Origin of the sequence: Pseudomonas sp. HY7a-MNA-CIBAN-0227, assembly GCF_040310325.1 — a bacterium.
In the GTDB taxonomy this organism is placed as follows: domain Bacteria; phylum Pseudomonadota; class Gammaproteobacteria; order Pseudomonadales; family Pseudomonadaceae; genus Aquipseudomonas.
On sequence record NZ_JBEOPT010000008.1, the window covers coordinates 136,680 to 153,531 of the forward strand.

The window sequence follows — 16,852 nt, forward strand, 5'->3', positions numbered from 1 at the left end:
CATCGTTGGGATTAAAAAGACATGTTATATTATAACTATTGTGGCGGCGATGGTTTTTCTGCTCCGGTCTTTTAATCAGTTATGTCGAGCACGGACGCTCCTTTATTTGCGGTGTAAGTCATGCACAGACGTCAACTCCTTAACCTGCTGCTGGCCAGTGCGGCATTCGTTTTGCCCTTCAGGGTTTCTGCCACGCAAATCCGCAATGCCCGGCTCTGGCGCTCGGACGAAAAACTGCGGGTGGTGTTCGATCTCAGCGGTCCGGTGCAATACAAGACCTTTTCCCTGACAGCCCCCGAACGGCTGATCATTGACCTTAGCGGCGCTGGCCTGAGCGGAGATTTCAGCCAACTGGCCCTGACCAACAGCGGCATTACCTCGATTCGCTCGGGACATTTCGGCAAGGGCGACACACGGATCGTCCTCGATCTTGCCGCGCCGATGCAGCTCAACAGCTTTCTCTTGGCGCCTCAGGATGGCCAAAGTCATCGCCTGGTGCTGGACTTGACCAATGCCACGAAAGCGCCTTTGCACATAGCTGCTGCCACAGCGCCGCTGATTGCTTCGGTGGGCAAGGCTCACCTGAAGCGCGACATCATCGTGGTGGTCGACCCCGGTCACGGCGGCAAAGATCCCGGCGCCATCGGTTCCAAGGGCGAGCGAGAAAAAGACGTGGTGCTGTCCATCGCCCAGTTGCTGGCCAAACGCTTGAAGCGTGAGAAGGGCTTCGACGTGAAACTGGTGCGCAACGACGACTTCTTCGTGCCACTGCGCAAACGGGTGGAGATCGCCCGCAAGCACAACGCCGACATGTTCATCTCGGTGCACGCCGATGCGGCGCCACGGCTCTCGGCGTCTGGCGCTTCGGTCTATGCATTGTCAGAGGGCGGTGCGACGTCGGCAACGGCGCGCTTCTTGGCTCAACGGGAAAACGGCGTTGATCTGCTGGGTGCCACTAGCCTGCTGAGTCTCAAGGACAAGGACCCGATGTTGGCAGGGGTGATCCTCGACATGTCGATGAACGCCACCATCGCCGCCAGCTTGCAACTGGGCAGCACCGTGTTGGGCAGTCTGGCGGGCATCACAACGTTGCATAAAAAACGTGTTGAACAAGCCGGATTCGCCGTGCTCAAGTCGCCGGACGTGCCGTCGATCCTGGTGGAAACCGGTTTTATTTCCAACCCCCGCGACAGTCAGCGACTGGTCACCCCCCGTCATCAACAGGCGGTGGCGGATGGGTTGTTTGAAGGTCTGCAGCGCTACTTCCAGAAGAACCCGCCAGTGAACAGCTACATGGCCTGGGCCCAGGAGCAGAAAAAAGGCCAGGTTTAACAGCCGGTAATACGGCTGCAGGTGAACTTGGCGCTGGACCCTCCGGAACTGGAGAACCGGTTGAGGCTGGTCCAGCCCACTCACCGGGTATAGAACACGTATTTCATAGAGTTCTCGGGGTACCGATGGTCCCAGCATTGCGCCCTTCGTCGTGGTGGGCAAGGAGGAATTGGCTTATTTGCATCGTTATACTATAACATTAAAAAACAGCCTGACCCGTGAACCTCTCCCAATGACCGAACAAGACCTCCTCGCTCAATCGCCCGCTTATTACATGAATGAAGCCCAGCAAGGTTTTTTCCGCGAGCTGTTGCTGGCGCAGCGTAATGAGCTGCAAGCGCGCATCGATGCCGAGTTTATGGTGCTGCGCGAGCAAGAACCCAACAGCGACCCAGCAGATGCCGGCAGCGCCGAAGAACAGCGCCAATGGCAACTGCGCCTGCTGGAGCGGGAAAAAAAGCTGTTGGACAAGATCGACGAAGCCCTGGAACACCTTGCCCGCGGTGAATACGGCTGGTGTCGCGAAACGGGTGAGCCGATCGGCCTCAAGCGCCTGTTACTGCGCCCCACGGCCACCCTGTGTATCGAAGCCAAAGAACGTGAAGAGCTGCGCGAACGCCATCAACGGGCGATTTGACCGGCCAACCTGATGAGGAATACCTGATGCCCAACCGTCTCCCCGTTACTGTGCTCTCCGGCTTTCTCGGCGCCGGTAAAAGCACGCTGCTCAACTATGTCCTGCGTAACCGCGAAAACCTGCGGGTGGCGGTGATCGTCAACGACATGAGTGAAATCAACATTGATGGCGGCGAGGTCCAGCGCGACGTCATCCTCAATCGCGCCGAAGAAAAACTGGTAGAGATGAGCAACGGCTGCATCTGTTGCACCTTGCGTGAAGACTTGCTCATTGAAGTCGGAAAACTCGCGAAGGAAGGTCGTTTCGATTACTTGCTGATCGAATCCACCGGCATTTCCGAACCGCTGCCGGTAGCCGAAACCTTTACCTTCCGTGACGAAGACGGCCAGAGCCTGGCGGACATCGCACGCCTTGACACGATGGTCACGGTCGTCGACGGCATGAACTTCCTGCTCGACTACCAGGCTGCTGAAAGCCTGGCGTCCCGGGGTGAAACCCTCGGTGAAGAGGACGAGCGCTCCATCACTGACCTGCTGATCGAACAGATCGAATTTGCCGACGTCATCCTGATCAGCAAGATTGATCTGATCAGCAGCAGCGAGCGCCAGGAATTGATGGCGATCCTGGCGTGCCTCAATTCCCAGGCGCACATCATCCCGATGGTCATGGGCGAAGTGCCGCTAGCGGAGATTCTCAATACCCGTCGGTTCGACTTTGAACGCGCGGCCCAGGCGCCAGGCTGGTTGCAGGAGCTGCGCGGCGAACATGTACCTGAAACCGAGGAATACGGTATCGCGTCCACTGCTTATCGAGCCCGTCGCCCGTTCCATCCCCAACGCTTTTTCGACTTTATCGACCGCCCGTGGGTTAACGGCAAATTGCTGCGCTCCAAGGGTTTTTTCTGGTTGGCCAGCAAGCACCAGGACGCGGGAAGCTGGTCCCAGGCCGGAGGCTTGATGCGCCATGGTTTTGCCGGACGCTGGTGGCGCTTTGTGCCGAAGAGCGAGTGGCCACAGGACGAAGAAAATGTCGCGGCAATCATGGGTAACTGGCAACTGAGCACCGGAGACTGCCGTCAGGAACTGGTGTTTATCGGGCAGAACATCGACTTTGCGAGGATGACTACTGAACTGGACGCTTGCCTGCTGACCGATGAAGAAATGGTCCTGGGCGTCGAAGGCTGGCGCTTGCTGGCTGATCCCTTTGGCCCTTGGTATGAGGAGGCTGCCGCCTGATGCTTGCACCGATAATGAAATTGCGCCCGGTGATCCGCCAGAGCCTGGGGAAACCCCCGGCCGTGCTGACCGACATCCTGGAAGACGGCGTGAACCTGGCGCTGTGGCAGCGTCAGTTGCCGCTGCATATCGCCGAGTTCGGCACCTTACTGCTATCGCGAAATGAGCCGTTGGCCGAATCGTTGGTCGTTGAACTGGCCAGCGAAGATGATGAGCCAAACTTGCGCAGTTTTGCGTCGAATTTCAGCGATATTGAAGGCTATGAAGGGTTTATCGCCGATGTGTCGTGGCTGATCAGCGGCTTTGCCTGTTTGCTCGGTGCCAAGCGCATTGGTGTGCGGTTAAGGCTGTTGGACAAAGCCATGTGCCCGCGTTTTCACGTCGATCATGTGCCGGTGCGGCTGATCACCACTTACGCGGGGATTGGCAGTCAATGGTTGCGGGAAGGGGTCATGGAGCGGCGGCACCTGAGTCAGGCAGACGCAGAACCCGAGCACAACATCGAGCAAGTCCATTGCGGGGAAGTGGCCTTGCTCAAAGGCGAAAAGTGGCACGGCAATGAAGGATTCGGCCTGATCCATCGCTCGCCGCAGCTGACGGGTGATCAACGACGGCTGATTCTGACGCTGGATTGGTTGGCGTAACCGGGTAGGATCAAACCTCTCTACACGGTCAGAATGATGTCCAACATGCTGCAGAACATCCCTACCCACGTGATTGCCGGCCCTTTGGGCGCCGGCAAGACCAGCCTGATCAAACACCTGCTCAGCCAACGCCCGGCCAACGAGCGCTGGGCGGTGTTGATCAATGAGTTTGGGCAGATCGGCCTGGACGCGGCACTGCTGACCCGCGATGACGACGGTATTGCCTTGGGCGAAGTGGCGGGCGGTTGCCTGTGTTGCGTCAATGGTGTGCCGTTTCAGGTAGGACTGGGCCGTTTGTTGCGTAAGGCAAAGCCGGATCGGTTGTTCATCGAACCGTCTGGGCTGGGTCATCCGGCGCAACTGCTCAAGCAACTACGCGAAGCGCCATGGCAGGACGTGCTAGCGGTCCAACCCTGTGTGCTGGTGCTGGACGCCCAGGCCCTGGCAGCGGGAAAACCGCTGCCGACCGCACAACGCGAGGCCCTGGCCAGCGCCGGTTTGCTGGTGTTGAACAAGGATGAGGGGCTGAGCGCCACGCAGCGCGCGATGATTGAAAATCAGTTACCCGCCTGTCCCGTTTACTGGACGCGCCAGGCGCACCTGCCTTTGGCGCAACTTCCGGGTCTTTCAGCACAGGCCGGCGCCGTTGTGGATAACTTCGAGGTGCCCAAGGGAGTGGCGCAGATGTCGGCGATCTGGAGCGATCCGGCCTTGCCGATCTGCCTGAGTCAGGCCCAGGAAGGTGGCTGGAGCATTGGCTGGCGCTGGCATCCGAGCCAGCAATTGGACCCGCAGCGTGTTCGGCAATGGCTGGAAACGCTGGACTGGCTGCGCGCCAAACTGGTTATCCACAGCCCTGATGGTTGGGTTTCAGCCAATGCTGTGGATAACACCACGATAACCTGGCAGTCCAGTGAGTGGCGTCGGGATTCTCGGGTTGAGTTGATTTTCAGCGAGGCACAGGACGTCGCCAGCTTGCAGCGCGGATTGGCCGATTGCCGTTACTGACGGCCCTTGCCGTGCTCCTGGCGCCACTGGCTCATCTCAATAACCTCGGCGCTGGGCAGTGGCGTCTTGATCTCGAAGGGGTAGGGCGCCAGTTCAATCTGCGCACTGTGGGCGCCAAACTGGGTGATGGTCCCAGGGTGTCGCGCCTCACCGGTCACGGTGAACTCAAAGTTGTAGACCCGCGCCAACCTCCGACGACCGTTGGCATCTTTCACAAAACCTATGCGTTTCAACGCCACGGCGCCATCGAGCAGTTCGATATCGAGCTTGGCGCAATGCTGCTTGACCCGTTCCAGCGCCCGCTCGCGCAGGCCGTGGTTGTGCCACACCCAGGCGGCAGCGGTCGCCAGCAGCATCAGCACGAAGATATTTCCCAGGGTCAGCATTCGATGAACTCCAACAAAGTATGACCAGCTTAACTGCGTCTCCGGTCTGTCGTACAGGCTGCGTTTAGTCGCATACTGCGCGGCCTGAATTTCAACGGTTTTATGGAAATCCCCTGCATGAAACGTACGCCTCATCTGCTTGCGATCCAGTCCCATGTGGTCTTTGGCCATGCCGGCAACAGCGCTGCTGTGTTCCCCATGCAGCGGGTCGGGGTGAATGTGTGGCCGCTCAACACGGTGCAATTCTCCAACCACACGCAGTATGGCCAGTGGGCGGGCGAAGTGTTGGCGCCGCAGCAGATTCCTGCATTGGTCGAAGGGATCGCGGCCATTGGCGAACTGGGTAACTGCGATGCGGTGCTCTCGGGTTACCTGGGCAGCGCGGCCCAGGGCCGGGCGATCCTCACCGGCGTGGCACGGATCAAGGCGATCAACCCCAAGGCTTTGTACCTGTGCGACCCGGTGATGGGTCACCCGGAAAAAGGTTGCATCGTGCCGCAGGAAGTCAGCGATTTCCTGCTGGACGAGGCCGCCGCCATGGCTGACTTCCTGTGCCCCAACCAGTTGGAACTGGACAGCTTTGCTGGCCGCAAGCCGCAGTCGCTGTTCGATTGCCTGGGCATGGCGCGGGCGCTGTTGGCTCGTGGGCCGAAAGCGGTGCTGGTCAAGCACCTGGACTACCCCGGCAAACTGCCGGACGGCTTCGAGATGCTGCTGGTGACTGCCGAAGGCAGTTGGCACCTGCGCCGGCCACTGTTGGCGTTTCCTCGGCAACCGGTGGGCGTGGGCGACCTGACGTCAGGCCTGTTCCTGGCGCGGGTGTTATTGGGAGATAGTCTGTTGGCAGCCTTCGAGTTTACCGCTGCTGCGGTGCATGAGGTGCTGTTGGAGACTCAGGCCTGCGCCAGTTACGAGCTGGAACTGGTGCGGGCCCAGGATCGAATTGCACATCCACGAGTGCGCTTTGAGGCTACGCCGATAGGGCTGTAGATACTCTTGGTTAGCGGTCAAGTGGTCGCAAGTGTTTTCGCGAGCAAGCCAGCTCTTACATCCTACGGCCCGTCGGCCTTGACTTCCTGATACCGCTTCTCCAGCTCTTGGCGAATCTGCCGACGCTGCTTGGCCTGCATAAAGCGGCGCTTGTCTTCACTGTTCTGCGGCTGAAACGGCGGTACGGCCGCCGGCTTGTACTGGTCGTCGACCGCGACCATGGTGAAGAAGCAGCTGTTGGTGTGACGCACCGAGCGCTCGCGGATGTTCTCGGTCACCACCTTGATCCCGACTTCCATCGATGTATTGCCGGTGTAGTTGACCGAGGCCAGGAAGGTCACCAACTCGCCGACATGGATCGGCTCGCGAAAAATCACCTGGTCCACCGACAAGGTTACAACGTAGCGTCCGGCGTAACGGCTGGCGCAAGCGTAAGCCACTTCGTCGAGGTACTTGAGCAGGGTGCCGCCGTGGACATTGCCTGAGAAGTTGGCCATGTCAGGGGTCATCAATACCGTCATCGACAGCTGGGCGTTTCCGGGTTCCATAGCACACTCACGGTTGTAGGCATTGGTTGGGGAGGCACCTCTGCGGGTGCTTGAATCTTTGCAGAGCCATCTCTAACGGGACGCCGGGACGCGGCTTGTCGTCACGCCTGGCTCTATCTGTTTCCATATATTGCACCGGCTTTTCGCCGGAAGTCGCGGTGTTACCCTTGAAAAGCCCACTTCACGGGCATTTCTTACGTTCAAGGCCGACTTTTCCTTCCGCTCATTGCGACCCGTTTGAGTAGCAGCGTGGGAGCCGGGAAAGCGCCAGTACCCTCAAGGAGCCCCTCGCCATGCACGCCATCAGCTTTATCCAGGACTTGGCCGTGATCATGCTGGTGGCGGGCGTGGTGACGGTCCTATTTCATCGCCTCAAGCAGCCGGTAGTCCTGGGTTATATCGTTGCCGGTTTTATCATCGGCCCGCACACCCCGCCATTCGGCCTGATCCACGACGAAGACACCATCAAGACCCTGGCCGAGCTGGGGGTGATCTTCCTGATGTTCTGCCTGGGCCTGGAGTTCAGCCTGCGCAAGTTGTTCAAAGTGGGTGCTACGGCGTTTATCGCGGCCTTTCTGGAGATCATCCTGATGATCTGGATCGGCTACGAAATTGGCCGCTGGTTCGATTGGAATACCATGGATTCGCTGTTCCTCGGCGCAATCCTGGCCATTTCCTCGACCACCATCATCGTCAAGGCCCTCAACGACCTGAAGATGAAAAATCAACGGTTTGCCCAGTTGATTTTTGGTGTGCTGATCGTCGAAGACATTCTCGGTATCGGTATCATCGCCTTGCTGTCGAGCATCGCCGTCAGCGGTACGGTCAGCTCCGGCGAAGTGTTTTCTACGGTCGGCAAACTCTCGCTGTTTATGATCGTCGCCTTGGTCATCGGCATTTTGCTGGTGCCACGGTTGTTGGCGTATGTGGCAAAGTTTGAAAGCAACGAGATGCTGCTGATTACCGTACTGGGCCTGTGTTTTGGTTTCTGCCTGTTAGTGGTCAAGCTGGAATACAGCATGGTGCTGGGGGCGTTCCTGATCGGTGCGATCATGGCCGAGTCCCGGCAGTTGGTGAAGATTGAGCGCCTGATCGAGCCGGTTCGCGACATGTTCAGCGCCATCTTCTTTGTCGCCATCGGCTTGATGATCGACCCGCTGATCCTGGTGCAATACGCCTGGCCGATTGCGGTGATTACCGTTGCGGTAGTGCTGGGCAAGATGCTGTCCTGCGGCCTTGGGGCCTTTATCGCCGGTAACGATGGCCGAACGTCGTTGCGTGTGGGGATGGGGCTGTCACAGATTGGCGAATTCTCGTTCATCATCGCCGCCTTGGGGATGACCTTACAGGTCACCAGCGACTTCCTCTATCCGGTGGCGGTCGCCGTTTCGGTGCTCACCACACTGATGACGCCCTACCTGATTCGTGCCGCCGACCCGCTGTCATTGAAGATTGCCGCCGTGATGCCCCTGCGTATGAGCCGAGTGTTCGGCATGTATGGCGAATGGCTACGCAGCATTCAGCCCCAAGGCGAGGGCGCGATGCTGGCGTCGATGATCCGCAAAATCATTCTGCAGGTGGGGGTCAATTTAGCCTTGGTGATCGCGATTTTCTTTGCTGGAAGCTATTTCGCGGTGCGCATTGGCGATCTGTTGCAAGGCTGGATCAGCGATCCAAGCTGGCAAAAAGCGTTGATCTGGGGCGGGGCATTGCTGTTGTCGCTGCCGTTCCTGATTGCGGCATACCGCAAGCTCAAGGCGTTGTCGATGCTGCTGGCGGAGATGAGCGTCAAGCCGGAAATGGCCGGGCGGCACACCCAGCGAGTGCGCCGGGTGATCGCTGAAGTGATCCCGGTACTCTCGCTGCTGGTGATCTTCCTGCTATTGGCAGCCTTGTCGGCCAGTATCTTGCCGACCAACAAGTTGCTGGTGCTGATCGCCGTGGTGACGGCTGCGGTGGCCGCCGTGCTCTGGCGCTGGTTCATCCGCGTGCATACGCGGATGCAGGTTGCCTTGTTGGAAACCCTGGATAACCACAAGGACACGTTGTAGGAGCAGGGCTCAGCTTTCCAGCCAGACGTCCCGCGCCCAGTGCCAGACCGATTCCCAGGTTTCTTCGGTGACGATCTCTTCTTCGCCGGACCACAGTACGACGGTGCCGTCTTCTTCGACGCAGTAATAGTCGTCGCCGTCTTGGCAGATTGGGATCAGTTCGCGAGAAACGCCCATATCCCAAGCGGTCGCACAAACGTCCGGCAGATAGGTGTGGGACTGTGGGTCGGTAACGGTCACAGGCTCCAGGCTGCCATAAACCACGTCGCTGACAGTCAGCAAAAATTCTTTGAAGACAAAGGGGATATTGATGAACAACTGTTCTTCAATCTCCACCAGGTCGTCGTCGTCAGGCAGTTCCAGAGGAACCGGGACAGGTTCGTTAGCTTCACGCAATTGTTCGATGACTTCTTCCACGGCCGGGATCCTCGTGCTAGTTGGCGCGGTTTATAGGGGCGCTTTATACAGTAGCTCGCTATAAGTGCAACCGTGAAATGGAAAACCCCGGATAAGTCCGGGGTTTTTGTTACTGCCTGCTCAACGCGTGTGGGGATCAGCTGTTCTGACGGATACCGGCCACCAGCCAAGGCTGGTTTTCGCCTTGCGGACGTTCCATGTTCCAGCTTTCGCTGAACACTTCGCCCTGGTCGAAACGTGAGGTCTTCGACACACCACTGAATGTCAGGGTGGCGATGGTCTTGTCGGCGCGATCATCTACACCTTCAAGTTGTACGCGCAGGTCGTCGATGTAGGTCGACTGGAAGGCGTCGCCCAGGTCGGCACGTTCGCGCTTGAGGAACTCCAGCAGTTGTGGGGTCACGAACTCAGCGATCTTGTCCATTTCGTTGGCGTCCCAGTGTTGCTGCAGGGACTGGAAGTGGTTGCGGGCCGCCTCAACGAAACGCTCTTCGTTGAACCAGGCTGGCGCATTGATCACCGGACGAGCGGCGGCAGGTGCTGCCGAGCCGCCGAAGATCGAGCCCATGGCTGGTTTCTGCTCGAACGCTTCACGCTGCATTGGCGCGCCGGCTGGAGCCATGTGCTCCTGCTGCTTGCGACGACGAGCGGCGATAAAGCGGAAGATCACAAAGGCGATGATGGCCATGATCAGGATGTCGAAGATCTGCATGCCCTGGAAGCCGCCGCCCATGAACATGGAAGCGAGCAGGCCGCCGGCAGCGATACCGGCCAGAGGGCCCAACCAGCGCGAAGCACCGCCGGCCTTGGCAGCAGCGCCAGCGGCACCGGCCGCGCCTGCGGTTGCAGCGGCACCGCCGGCACCGGCCGATGGCGCCATTTGGCTGGTCTGGTGGCTCGGCGCGGCGCCGGAGCTTTTGCCGCCACCAAAGCGCTTGGCGTTGGCGTCGAGGCTCATCGTCAGGCCGATGCACAATGCCATGGCGATGCTAAGAAAACGTTTCATAAAGGGAGTTCCCATTTGTGGACTGCACGCGCGCCATGTTGCACAGGTGTAATGTCAGTGGCTAGCGGCATAATGTTTCGGGCTTTTGCGTAAGACCGATACAGAATGATCTGTAGGACGTATTACAGATATTGGCCCATCTCCCATAAAAACAAGGGGCGGGCCATACACCTTCATGTTTGGAGCCGTTTGTAGGGGCGAGGGGATGCCTACACGGCTTCCAGCTTGGCGTAACCCAGCATCAACCATTTACTGCCTTCGGCAAAGTTCACCTGCACCCGAGCCTGGGCCCCGGCGCCTTCGAAGTTGAGGATTACACCTTCGCCGAAGATCGCGTGCTTGACCTGCTGGCCGAGGCTGAATGGTGTCTCCGGGATTTCCGCACCAGCGAACATGCTGCTGGAATTCTGCTGTTGGCCGCCACCGAACGGCCGGCTGACGCTGTTGGACAGCCGCACTTCCTGAATCAGCCCCTTCGGCACTTCGCGTACGAAGCGTGACACTTTGTTGTAGGTCTCGCTGCCGTACAGGCGTCGGGTTTCTGCGTAGGTCATCACCAGGTTCTGCATGGCTCGGGTGATGCCGACGTAAGCCAGGCGGCGCTCCTCTTCCAGGCGTCCCGGTTCCTCCAGGCTCATCTTGTGAGGGAACAGCCCTTCTTCCATGCCCACCAGGAACACGTAGGGAAACTCCAGGCCCTTGGCGCTGTGCAGTGTCATCAGTTGAACACTGTCTTCATACTCATCGGCCTGGGTATCGCCAGCTTCCAGCGACGCATGCCCGAGGAAGGCCGCCAGCGGCGACAGCTCGGCATCTTCTTCGCTGTTTTCGAAGGCACGGGCGGCACTGACCAGCTCCTCAAGGTTTTCTACCCGAGCCTGGCCTTTCTCGCCTTTTTCCGCTTCGTGGTAGGCGATCAGGCCGGATTGCTCGATCACTGTCTGGGTCATCAGGTGCAGGGGCATTTCCATGCACTTGGCGGCCAGGCTCTCGATCAGCTCGACAAACACGGCCAACGCACCGGCGGCGCGGCCGGTCAGGCCTTTATTGGCGATCAGCAAGCGCATGGCTTCCCACATCGACACATCGCTGTGGCGGGCGTGATCACGAATGGCTTCGATGGTCTTTTCGCCGATGCCCCGGGCTGGGAGATTGATCACCCGCTCCAACGCCGCATCGTTGCCACGGCCTTCCAGCAAGCGCAGGTAGGCCATGGCGTTCTTGATTTCGGCTCGCTCGAAGAAACGCTGCCCGCCATAGATGCGGTACGGGATGCGTTCGCGCAGCAAGGCTTCTTCCAGCACCCGCGATTGGGCGTTGGAGCGATACAGAATGGCGATTTCGCTGCGGGCCAGCCCGGTTTTCAGGGCGCTTTCAATGGTTTCCACCACGTAGCGCGCTTCGTCGTGTTCGTTGAAGGCGGCATACAGGTTGATTGCTTCGCCTTCATCGCCGTCGGTCCACAACTCTTTGCCCAGGCGTCCGGTGTTGTTGGCGATCAAGGCGTTGGCGGCCTTGAGAATCCCAGCAGTGGAGCGATAGTTCTGCTCCAGGCGAATGGTTTCTGCGTCTGGAAAGTCATCGGAGTACTGGTAGATGTTCTCGATCTTCGCGCCGCGCCAGCCGTAGATCGACTGATCATCGTCGCCCACCACCATCAAGCTGTCGCCGCCCTTGGCCAGCAAGCGCAACCAGGCGTACTGCACGGCGTTGGTGTCCTGGAACTCGTCCACCAGCACATGGCGGAAGCGCTTCTGATAGTGCGCCAGCAAACCGGGGTGGTCGCGCCACAGGTCGAGGGCGCGCAGCAGCAGTTCGGAGAAGTCGATGACGCCGGCGCGCTGGCAGGCAACCTCGTAGGCTTCATAGATGCTGCGCATGGTCGCCAGGAACAGATCGCCGCTGGCCTGGATATGTTGCGGGCGCAGGCCTTCGTCTTTCTGGCCGTTGATAAACCACTGGGCCTGACGGACCGGCCAGCGCTGTTCGTCCAGGCCCAGCTCGCGGATTACCCGCTTGACCAGGCGTTGCTGGTCGTCGCTGTCGAGAATCTGGAAGGTCTGGCTCAGGCCGGCTTCCTGCCAGTGGGCCCGCAACAGGCGGTGCGCCAGGCCGTGGAAGGTACCGACCCACATGCCGGCCGGGCTGATGCCCATCAACTGCTCGATGCGATGGCGCATCTCGGCAGCGGCCTTGTTGGTGAAGGTCACCGACAGGATCGAATGAGACGAGGCGTTTTCGACCTGGATCAACCAGGCGATACGGTGCACCAGCACTCGGGTTTTACCGGAGCCAGCACCGGCCAGGACCAACTGACGGCCAACGGAGGCCGCTACAGCCTGGCGTTGGGCATCGTTGAGAGAGTTCAGCAAAAGGGAGAGATCATCGCGCATCGGCGCATTCTAGGGTGCCGGGGGAAGGTGGGCAAATCCCAATGCCCGGTGGTCGAAGGAAAAACCGCCAGCGATGGGCACGGGGCAAACAATCCAGTTGCGGTGATGACCGGTCGGTCAACCTCTGTAGCCCGCGCCCCGCCTCACTCAAGCCCTCTGGCCTCAAGGTTTGCGGCCATTTATTACACTGTTTTTATGACGTGGGGCAGTTTGGTCTGCCCGCTTGCTTGTGTATGCTCCGTCGACGTTTCGGGCTCACCATTATAAGAACGCTGCCTATGACCCTCAGCACTAACCCGCCAAGCACCTCCGTGGCGCCTGCGCAGGTTATCCGCAAGCACTACGCCATGGAGATGGCGGTCGAGCGCACGCGCCTGTTGTACCAAGGCTCGCTGCTGCCCACCTTATTGATGTTACTTAACGGTCTGGTCTGCGCCTGGTTGCTCTGGAGCCCGCAGCGCTACGTGTTGGTCAGCATTTGGCTGGTATGGCTGCTGGCGCTGGTAGCCTTGCGGGTGATCCAGGTGGCCGCGTTCGATTGCGCCATGCCCAATCGACAGGCGCAGCCGATCTGGCGCCGCATGTTCATGTTGGGCTCGGCCGTCAGCGGCCTGACTCTGGCCAGCGCCGCCATCACCCTGGTGCCGGTGGACAGCTTTGCGCAACAGGCCTGGGTATTCGGCCTGATCGGCGCGGCAACACTGTCGGCCAGCGTCGCCTATGCGGTGAGCCTGTCGGCATTCCTGTCGTTTGCCTTGCCCTGCCTGGTGCCGGCCATCGTCTATCTGTTCTGGAGCGGCGATCCGCAGCTGCAAGGTTGGGGGTTCCTGGGCCTGATTCTGCTGGCGTCCCTGAGCGTGGTGGCGTGGCAGGTCAACCGTTTGATCCAGCGTGGACTGCGTCGCCGCTTCCAGAATCAGGCGTTGATCGAGCACTTGCAGCAGGCCCAGCAGCGCAGCGAACAGTTGAATCAGGATCTGGTTCGCGAAGTCGAGCAGCGGCGTCAGGTCGAGCAAGAGCTGCGTAAGGCCCAGATCGGTTTGCAGAACCGCGTCGAGCAGCGCAGCCAGGAACTGGACGCCGCCAGTTTGGCCTTGAGCAAAAGCGAGGCGCGCCTAGCGTTGGCGTTGCAGGCCAGCGAGTTGGGCCTGTGGGACTGGAACCTGCAGAGCGACGAAGTCCACCACACCCAGCTCAAGGAGCTGTTCGGCCTGGAGCCGGAATATGTCACGGCGATGCTTAGTCACCTCAAGCCGCGCTTGCACCCAGACGATTTACCGCTGCTCAAGCGCGCCCTGGTTGAGCATTTGAAAGGTCGCAGCGAGGACTATCTGGTGGAGTACCGGGTGCGCCATGGCGACGGCCATTGGGTCTGGATCCAGGACCGCGGCCGCGCCGTGGAGCGCTCGGCCAACGGGCGCGTCACTCGTATGCTCGGCACCCGGCGCGACATCAGTGCTGGCAAGGTTCTGGAAGAACAGCTACGGCTCGCATCGACGGTATTCGAGGCGGCCAGTGAAGGCATTGTGATTCTTGACCCCAATTACGCGTTGATCGCCGTCAACCAGGCGTTCAGCCGCGTGACCGGTTTTGAAATCGACGACATGCTCGGACGCAATGTCGTCGAGTTGCCTAGCAGCCGCGATGCCCGGCGCCACTTTCCGGCGATCCGCCAAGCCTTGCAAAGCCAAGGCACCTGGCAGGGTGAACTGGTAGAGGCACGGAAAAATGGCGAGCTTTACCCGCAGTGGCTACAGCTGAACGTCGTACGCGATGTTCGTGGAAACGTCAGTCATATCGTAGGCTTCTTCGCCGATCTGTCGGCGCGACGCGAATCCGAAGAGCGCATGCGCTACCTCACTCACTATGATGAGCTGACGGGGCTGGCGAATCGTTCGTTGTTTCGCGAGCGGCTACGCGAAGCCCATCAGCGAGTGCGCCAGGGCGGTCGCAGCCTGGCTTTGCTGCACATCAACCTGGATCGGTTCAAGCTCCTCAATGACAGCCTTGGCCACGAAGTCGCCGACCAGCTGTTGCAAAAAATGGCCCGTCGGCTGATCAACGCCTTGCCAGAAGCCGACACTATTGCCAGGCTTTCCGGCGATGAGTTCGCGGTGTTGTTTGACGCCTACGGCAGCTTGTCGAGCCTGGCGCGGGTGGCGACGCGCCTGCTGGCCAAGCTGCGGGTACCGGTGACGGTGGAAGGGCATGAGCTGGTGGTCAGTGCTTCCATGGGCGTCAGCCTGTTGCCGGATAATGCACGGGAGGTTTCCGCGCTGGTCAGCCAGTCGAACATGGCGATGCAACATGCCAAACATCTGGGCGGCAATAATTTCCAGTTCTATACCGACAGCCTGCAAGCCAGCACCCTGGAGCGCTTGCAGTTGGAGAACCAGTTACGCAAGGCCATTGATGAGCGCCAGCTGAAGGTGTTCTACCAGCCCAAACTGTGCCTGGTGACGGGCAAGATGAACGCCGCCGAAGCGCTGGTGCGCTGGGATCATCCGCAGTGGGGCAGCGTGCCGCCCGGCGATTTCATTGGCTTGGCGGAAGAGACCGGATTGATTGTGCCTTTGGGTGAATTCGTCCTGCGCCAGGCCTGCTGGCAGGCGTGCGAGTGGCAGCGCCAGGGGCTGGCGCCGATCCGCGTGTCGGTCAACCTGTCGGTACATCAATTACGCCAGGGCAAGCTGGTCAGCCTGGTGCGCCAGGTGTTGGAAGAAACCGGGCTGGCGCCGCAGTGCCTGGAACTGGAGCTGACCGAAAGCCAGTTGCTCGACAGCGTTGAGCACATCATCTCCACCTTCCAGCAACTGCGCGACCTGGGGGTCAAGCTGGCCATCGACGATTTTGGCACCGGCTACTCGTCCCTCAGTTACCTCAAGCGCATCCCCGTGGACTACGTGAAGATCGACCAGACGTTTATCCGGGGCCTGGGCCAGGGCCGCGAAGACGCGGCGATTACCCGGGCGATCATCGCCATGGCCCATGGCTTGTCCCTCAAGGTGGTGGCCGAGGGCGTGGAAGATCAGCAGCAGCTGGATTTTCTCAGGGCCGAGCATTGCGATGAGGTGCAAGGCTATTTGATCAGCCGGCCGATGGAGGCCGAAGGGTTGGCGGATTTGTTACGGAAAAATGCAGATTTTCGATAGTGGAGTCCAGGCCGCACTGCCGGCTACAAAGAGCCTGCCCGCTAAATCAGGGGGCAGCAGGGCGATTAAGTGATGCATCGAACGGGCAAACCAGCAATTCTTGTAGTATAACTACAAGCTTGCTACATCCCCGGCATCAGCCAATAACAAGAGTCCTTCCCTTTGAACCTGTTGCAACATATCGCCCAGTCGCGCCACCTGTTACGCAAATCGGAACTCAAGGTTGCCGATCATGTGCTGCTTGACCCTGCGGCCGTGATGCACAGTTCCATGGCGGACCTGGCCCACAGCGTCGGAATCAGCGAGCCAACCATCGTGCGCTTCTGTCGCGCCATCGGTTGCTCCGGGTTCCAGGACTTGAAGCTGAAGCTGGCCCAGAGCCTCGCGGCCGGTGCGAGCTTCGGGCAGTTCGCCATTCACGAAGACGACTCGGTCGCCGACTACAGCCTGAAAATCTTCGACACCACCTTGCACACCCTTATGGAAGTGCGGGAAAAGCTCGATCCGGTGGAGTTGCAGAAGGCGGTGACGGCCATGTCCCAGGCCCAGCGCGTTGAGTTTTATGGCTTTGGCGCGTCCGGCGCGGTGGCGGCGGATGCCCAGCACAAATTCTTCCGCTTGTTGCTGACAGCTGCGGCCTACAGCGACCCGCATATGCAGGCGATGTCGGCGGTGACGTTGAAGCCTACTGATGTGGCGATCTGCATTTCCCAGTCCGGGCGCTCCAAGGACCTGCTGATCACTGCCAACCTGGTGCGTGAAAGCGGCGCCTCGCTGATTACCTTGTGCCCGAGCCAGACGCCGTTGGCGGAGTTGTCGACGATCAACCTGGCGATCGACGTGCACGAAGACACCGAAATCTACACCCCGCTGACTTCGCGTATCGCCCACTTGGTGGTGATCGACGTGTTGGCGATGGGCGTGGCCATGGCCCGCGGCCCGAGCCTGGTCAACCACCTCAAGAGCGTCAAGCGCAGCCTGCGCAGCCTTCGCTTGTCGCCCAAGTCGGTCAAAGCCCTCGACGACTGAACGTGGCTCAGGCCGAGATGGGTC

Annotated in this window: 14 protein-coding genes and 1 pseudogene; 9 read left to right on the forward strand and 6 right to left on the reverse strand. The window is 59.7% G+C overall.

What is annotated here, in order from left to right; all coding sequences use genetic code 11:
• Positions 1 to 120 precede the first annotated feature (120 nt).
• Positions 121 to 1,332, forward strand: a complete 1,212-nt coding sequence (locus tag AAEZ06_RS15420; RefSeq protein ID WP_350615099.1) for an N-acetylmuramoyl-L-alanine amidase — start codon at positions 121 to 123, stop codon at positions 1,330 to 1,332.
• Here the strand turns inward: AAEZ06_RS15420 and AAEZ06_RS15425 are convergent.
• Positions 1,329 to 1,412, reverse strand: a pseudogene (locus AAEZ06_RS15425) (glutamine synthetase); the annotation flags it as partial. The gene AAEZ06_RS15420 and the pseudogene AAEZ06_RS15425 overlap by 4 nt on opposite strands.
• A gap of 152 nt (positions 1,413 to 1,564) precedes the next feature.
• Here AAEZ06_RS15425 and dksA point away from each other — a divergent pair.
• From dksA to AAEZ06_RS15445, 4 genes are read left to right on the forward strand one after another with little or no spacing between them, the layout of a single operon-like run.
• Positions 1,565 to 1,969 (forward strand): RNA polymerase-binding protein DksA, encoded by a 405-nt coding sequence (gene dksA / locus AAEZ06_RS15430; protein WP_149412515.1) that lies wholly within the window; start codon positions 1,565 to 1,567, stop codon positions 1,967 to 1,969.
• A 26-nt stretch (positions 1,970 to 1,995) separates the two neighbouring features.
• Positions 1,996 to 3,204 carry a zinc metallochaperone GTPase ZigA gene (gene zigA / locus AAEZ06_RS15435; protein ID WP_149412516.1) on the forward strand — a complete coding sequence of 403 codons (1,209 nt, stop codon included), beginning with the start codon at positions 1,996 to 1,998 and terminating at the stop codon, positions 3,202 to 3,204.
• Complete coding sequence (locus AAEZ06_RS15440; protein ID WP_149412517.1) at positions 3,204 to 3,848, forward strand: DUF1826 domain-containing protein; 645 nt, start codon at positions 3,204 to 3,206, stop codon at positions 3,846 to 3,848. The genes zigA and AAEZ06_RS15440 overlap by 1 nt, the downstream gene beginning before the upstream one ends.
• A gap of 45 nt (positions 3,849 to 3,893) precedes the next feature.
• Complete coding sequence (locus tag AAEZ06_RS15445; RefSeq protein WP_350615102.1) at positions 3,894 to 4,856, forward strand: CobW family GTP-binding protein; 963 nt, start codon at positions 3,894 to 3,896, stop codon at positions 4,854 to 4,856.
• Here AAEZ06_RS15445 and AAEZ06_RS15450 read toward each other — a convergent pair.
• Entirely contained in the window at positions 4,850 to 5,242 is a 393-nt protein-coding gene (locus tag AAEZ06_RS15450; protein ID WP_133100682.1) for a DUF3301 domain-containing protein, read from the reverse strand. The genes AAEZ06_RS15445 and AAEZ06_RS15450 overlap by 7 nt on opposite strands.
• A gap of 117 nt (positions 5,243 to 5,359) precedes the next feature.
• Here AAEZ06_RS15450 and pdxY point away from each other — a divergent pair, with 117 nt between their 5' ends.
• Positions 5,360 to 6,232 (forward strand): pyridoxal kinase PdxY, encoded by an 873-nt coding sequence (gene pdxY, locus AAEZ06_RS15455; RefSeq protein ID WP_149412519.1) that lies wholly within the window; start codon positions 5,360 to 5,362, stop codon positions 6,230 to 6,232.
• 62 nt (positions 6,233 to 6,294) lie between these two features.
• On the opposite strand, the gene AAEZ06_RS15460 is transcribed toward pdxY, so the two are convergent.
• The gene (locus AAEZ06_RS15460; RefSeq protein ID WP_149412520.1) at positions 6,295 to 6,780 is read right to left on the reverse strand and encodes an acyl-CoA thioesterase; all 486 of its coding nucleotides are present in this window, start codon (positions 6,778 to 6,780) and stop codon (positions 6,295 to 6,297) included.
• A 293-nt stretch (positions 6,781 to 7,073) separates the two neighbouring features.
• Here AAEZ06_RS15460 and AAEZ06_RS15465 point away from each other — a divergent pair, with 293 nt between their 5' ends.
• Positions 7,074 to 8,831, forward strand: coding sequence for a cation:proton antiporter (locus tag AAEZ06_RS15465; protein WP_149412521.1), 1,758 nt, complete (start codon positions 7,074 to 7,076; stop codon positions 8,829 to 8,831).
• A gap of 9 nt (positions 8,832 to 8,840) precedes the next feature.
• Here AAEZ06_RS15465 and AAEZ06_RS15470 read toward each other — a convergent pair whose 3' ends face one another.
• The 3 genes from AAEZ06_RS15470 to uvrD form a co-directional block, all read right to left on the reverse strand.
• Positions 8,841 to 9,248 carry an SMI1/KNR4 family protein gene (locus AAEZ06_RS15470; RefSeq protein ID WP_133100686.1) on the reverse strand — a complete coding sequence of 136 codons (408 nt, stop codon included), beginning with the start codon at positions 9,246 to 9,248 and terminating at the stop codon, positions 8,841 to 8,843.
• A gap of 136 nt (positions 9,249 to 9,384) precedes the next feature.
• Entirely contained in the window at positions 9,385 to 10,254 is an 870-nt protein-coding gene (locus AAEZ06_RS15475) for a Tim44 domain-containing protein (protein ID WP_350615105.1), read from the reverse strand.
• Between the two features lie 209 nt (positions 10,255 to 10,463).
• Positions 10,464 to 12,647: a DNA helicase II gene (uvrD, locus tag AAEZ06_RS15480; RefSeq protein ID WP_350615107.1), complete on the reverse strand. Its 2,184-nt coding sequence runs from the start codon at positions 12,645 to 12,647 to the stop codon at positions 10,464 to 10,466.
• 278 nt (positions 12,648 to 12,925) lie between these two features.
• Between uvrD and AAEZ06_RS15485 the strand changes: the two genes are divergently transcribed.
• Positions 12,926 to 15,799, forward strand: coding sequence for an EAL domain-containing protein (locus AAEZ06_RS15485; RefSeq protein WP_149412524.1), 2,874 nt, complete (start codon positions 12,926 to 12,928; stop codon positions 15,797 to 15,799).
• Positions 15,800 to 15,961: 162 nt separating this feature from the next.
• The gene (gene hexR / locus AAEZ06_RS15490; protein ID WP_133100690.1) at positions 15,962 to 16,828 is read left to right on the forward strand and encodes a transcriptional regulator HexR; all 867 of its coding nucleotides are present in this window, start codon (positions 15,962 to 15,964) and stop codon (positions 16,826 to 16,828) included.
• The last annotated feature ends 24 nt before the right edge of the window (positions 16,829 to 16,852 follow it).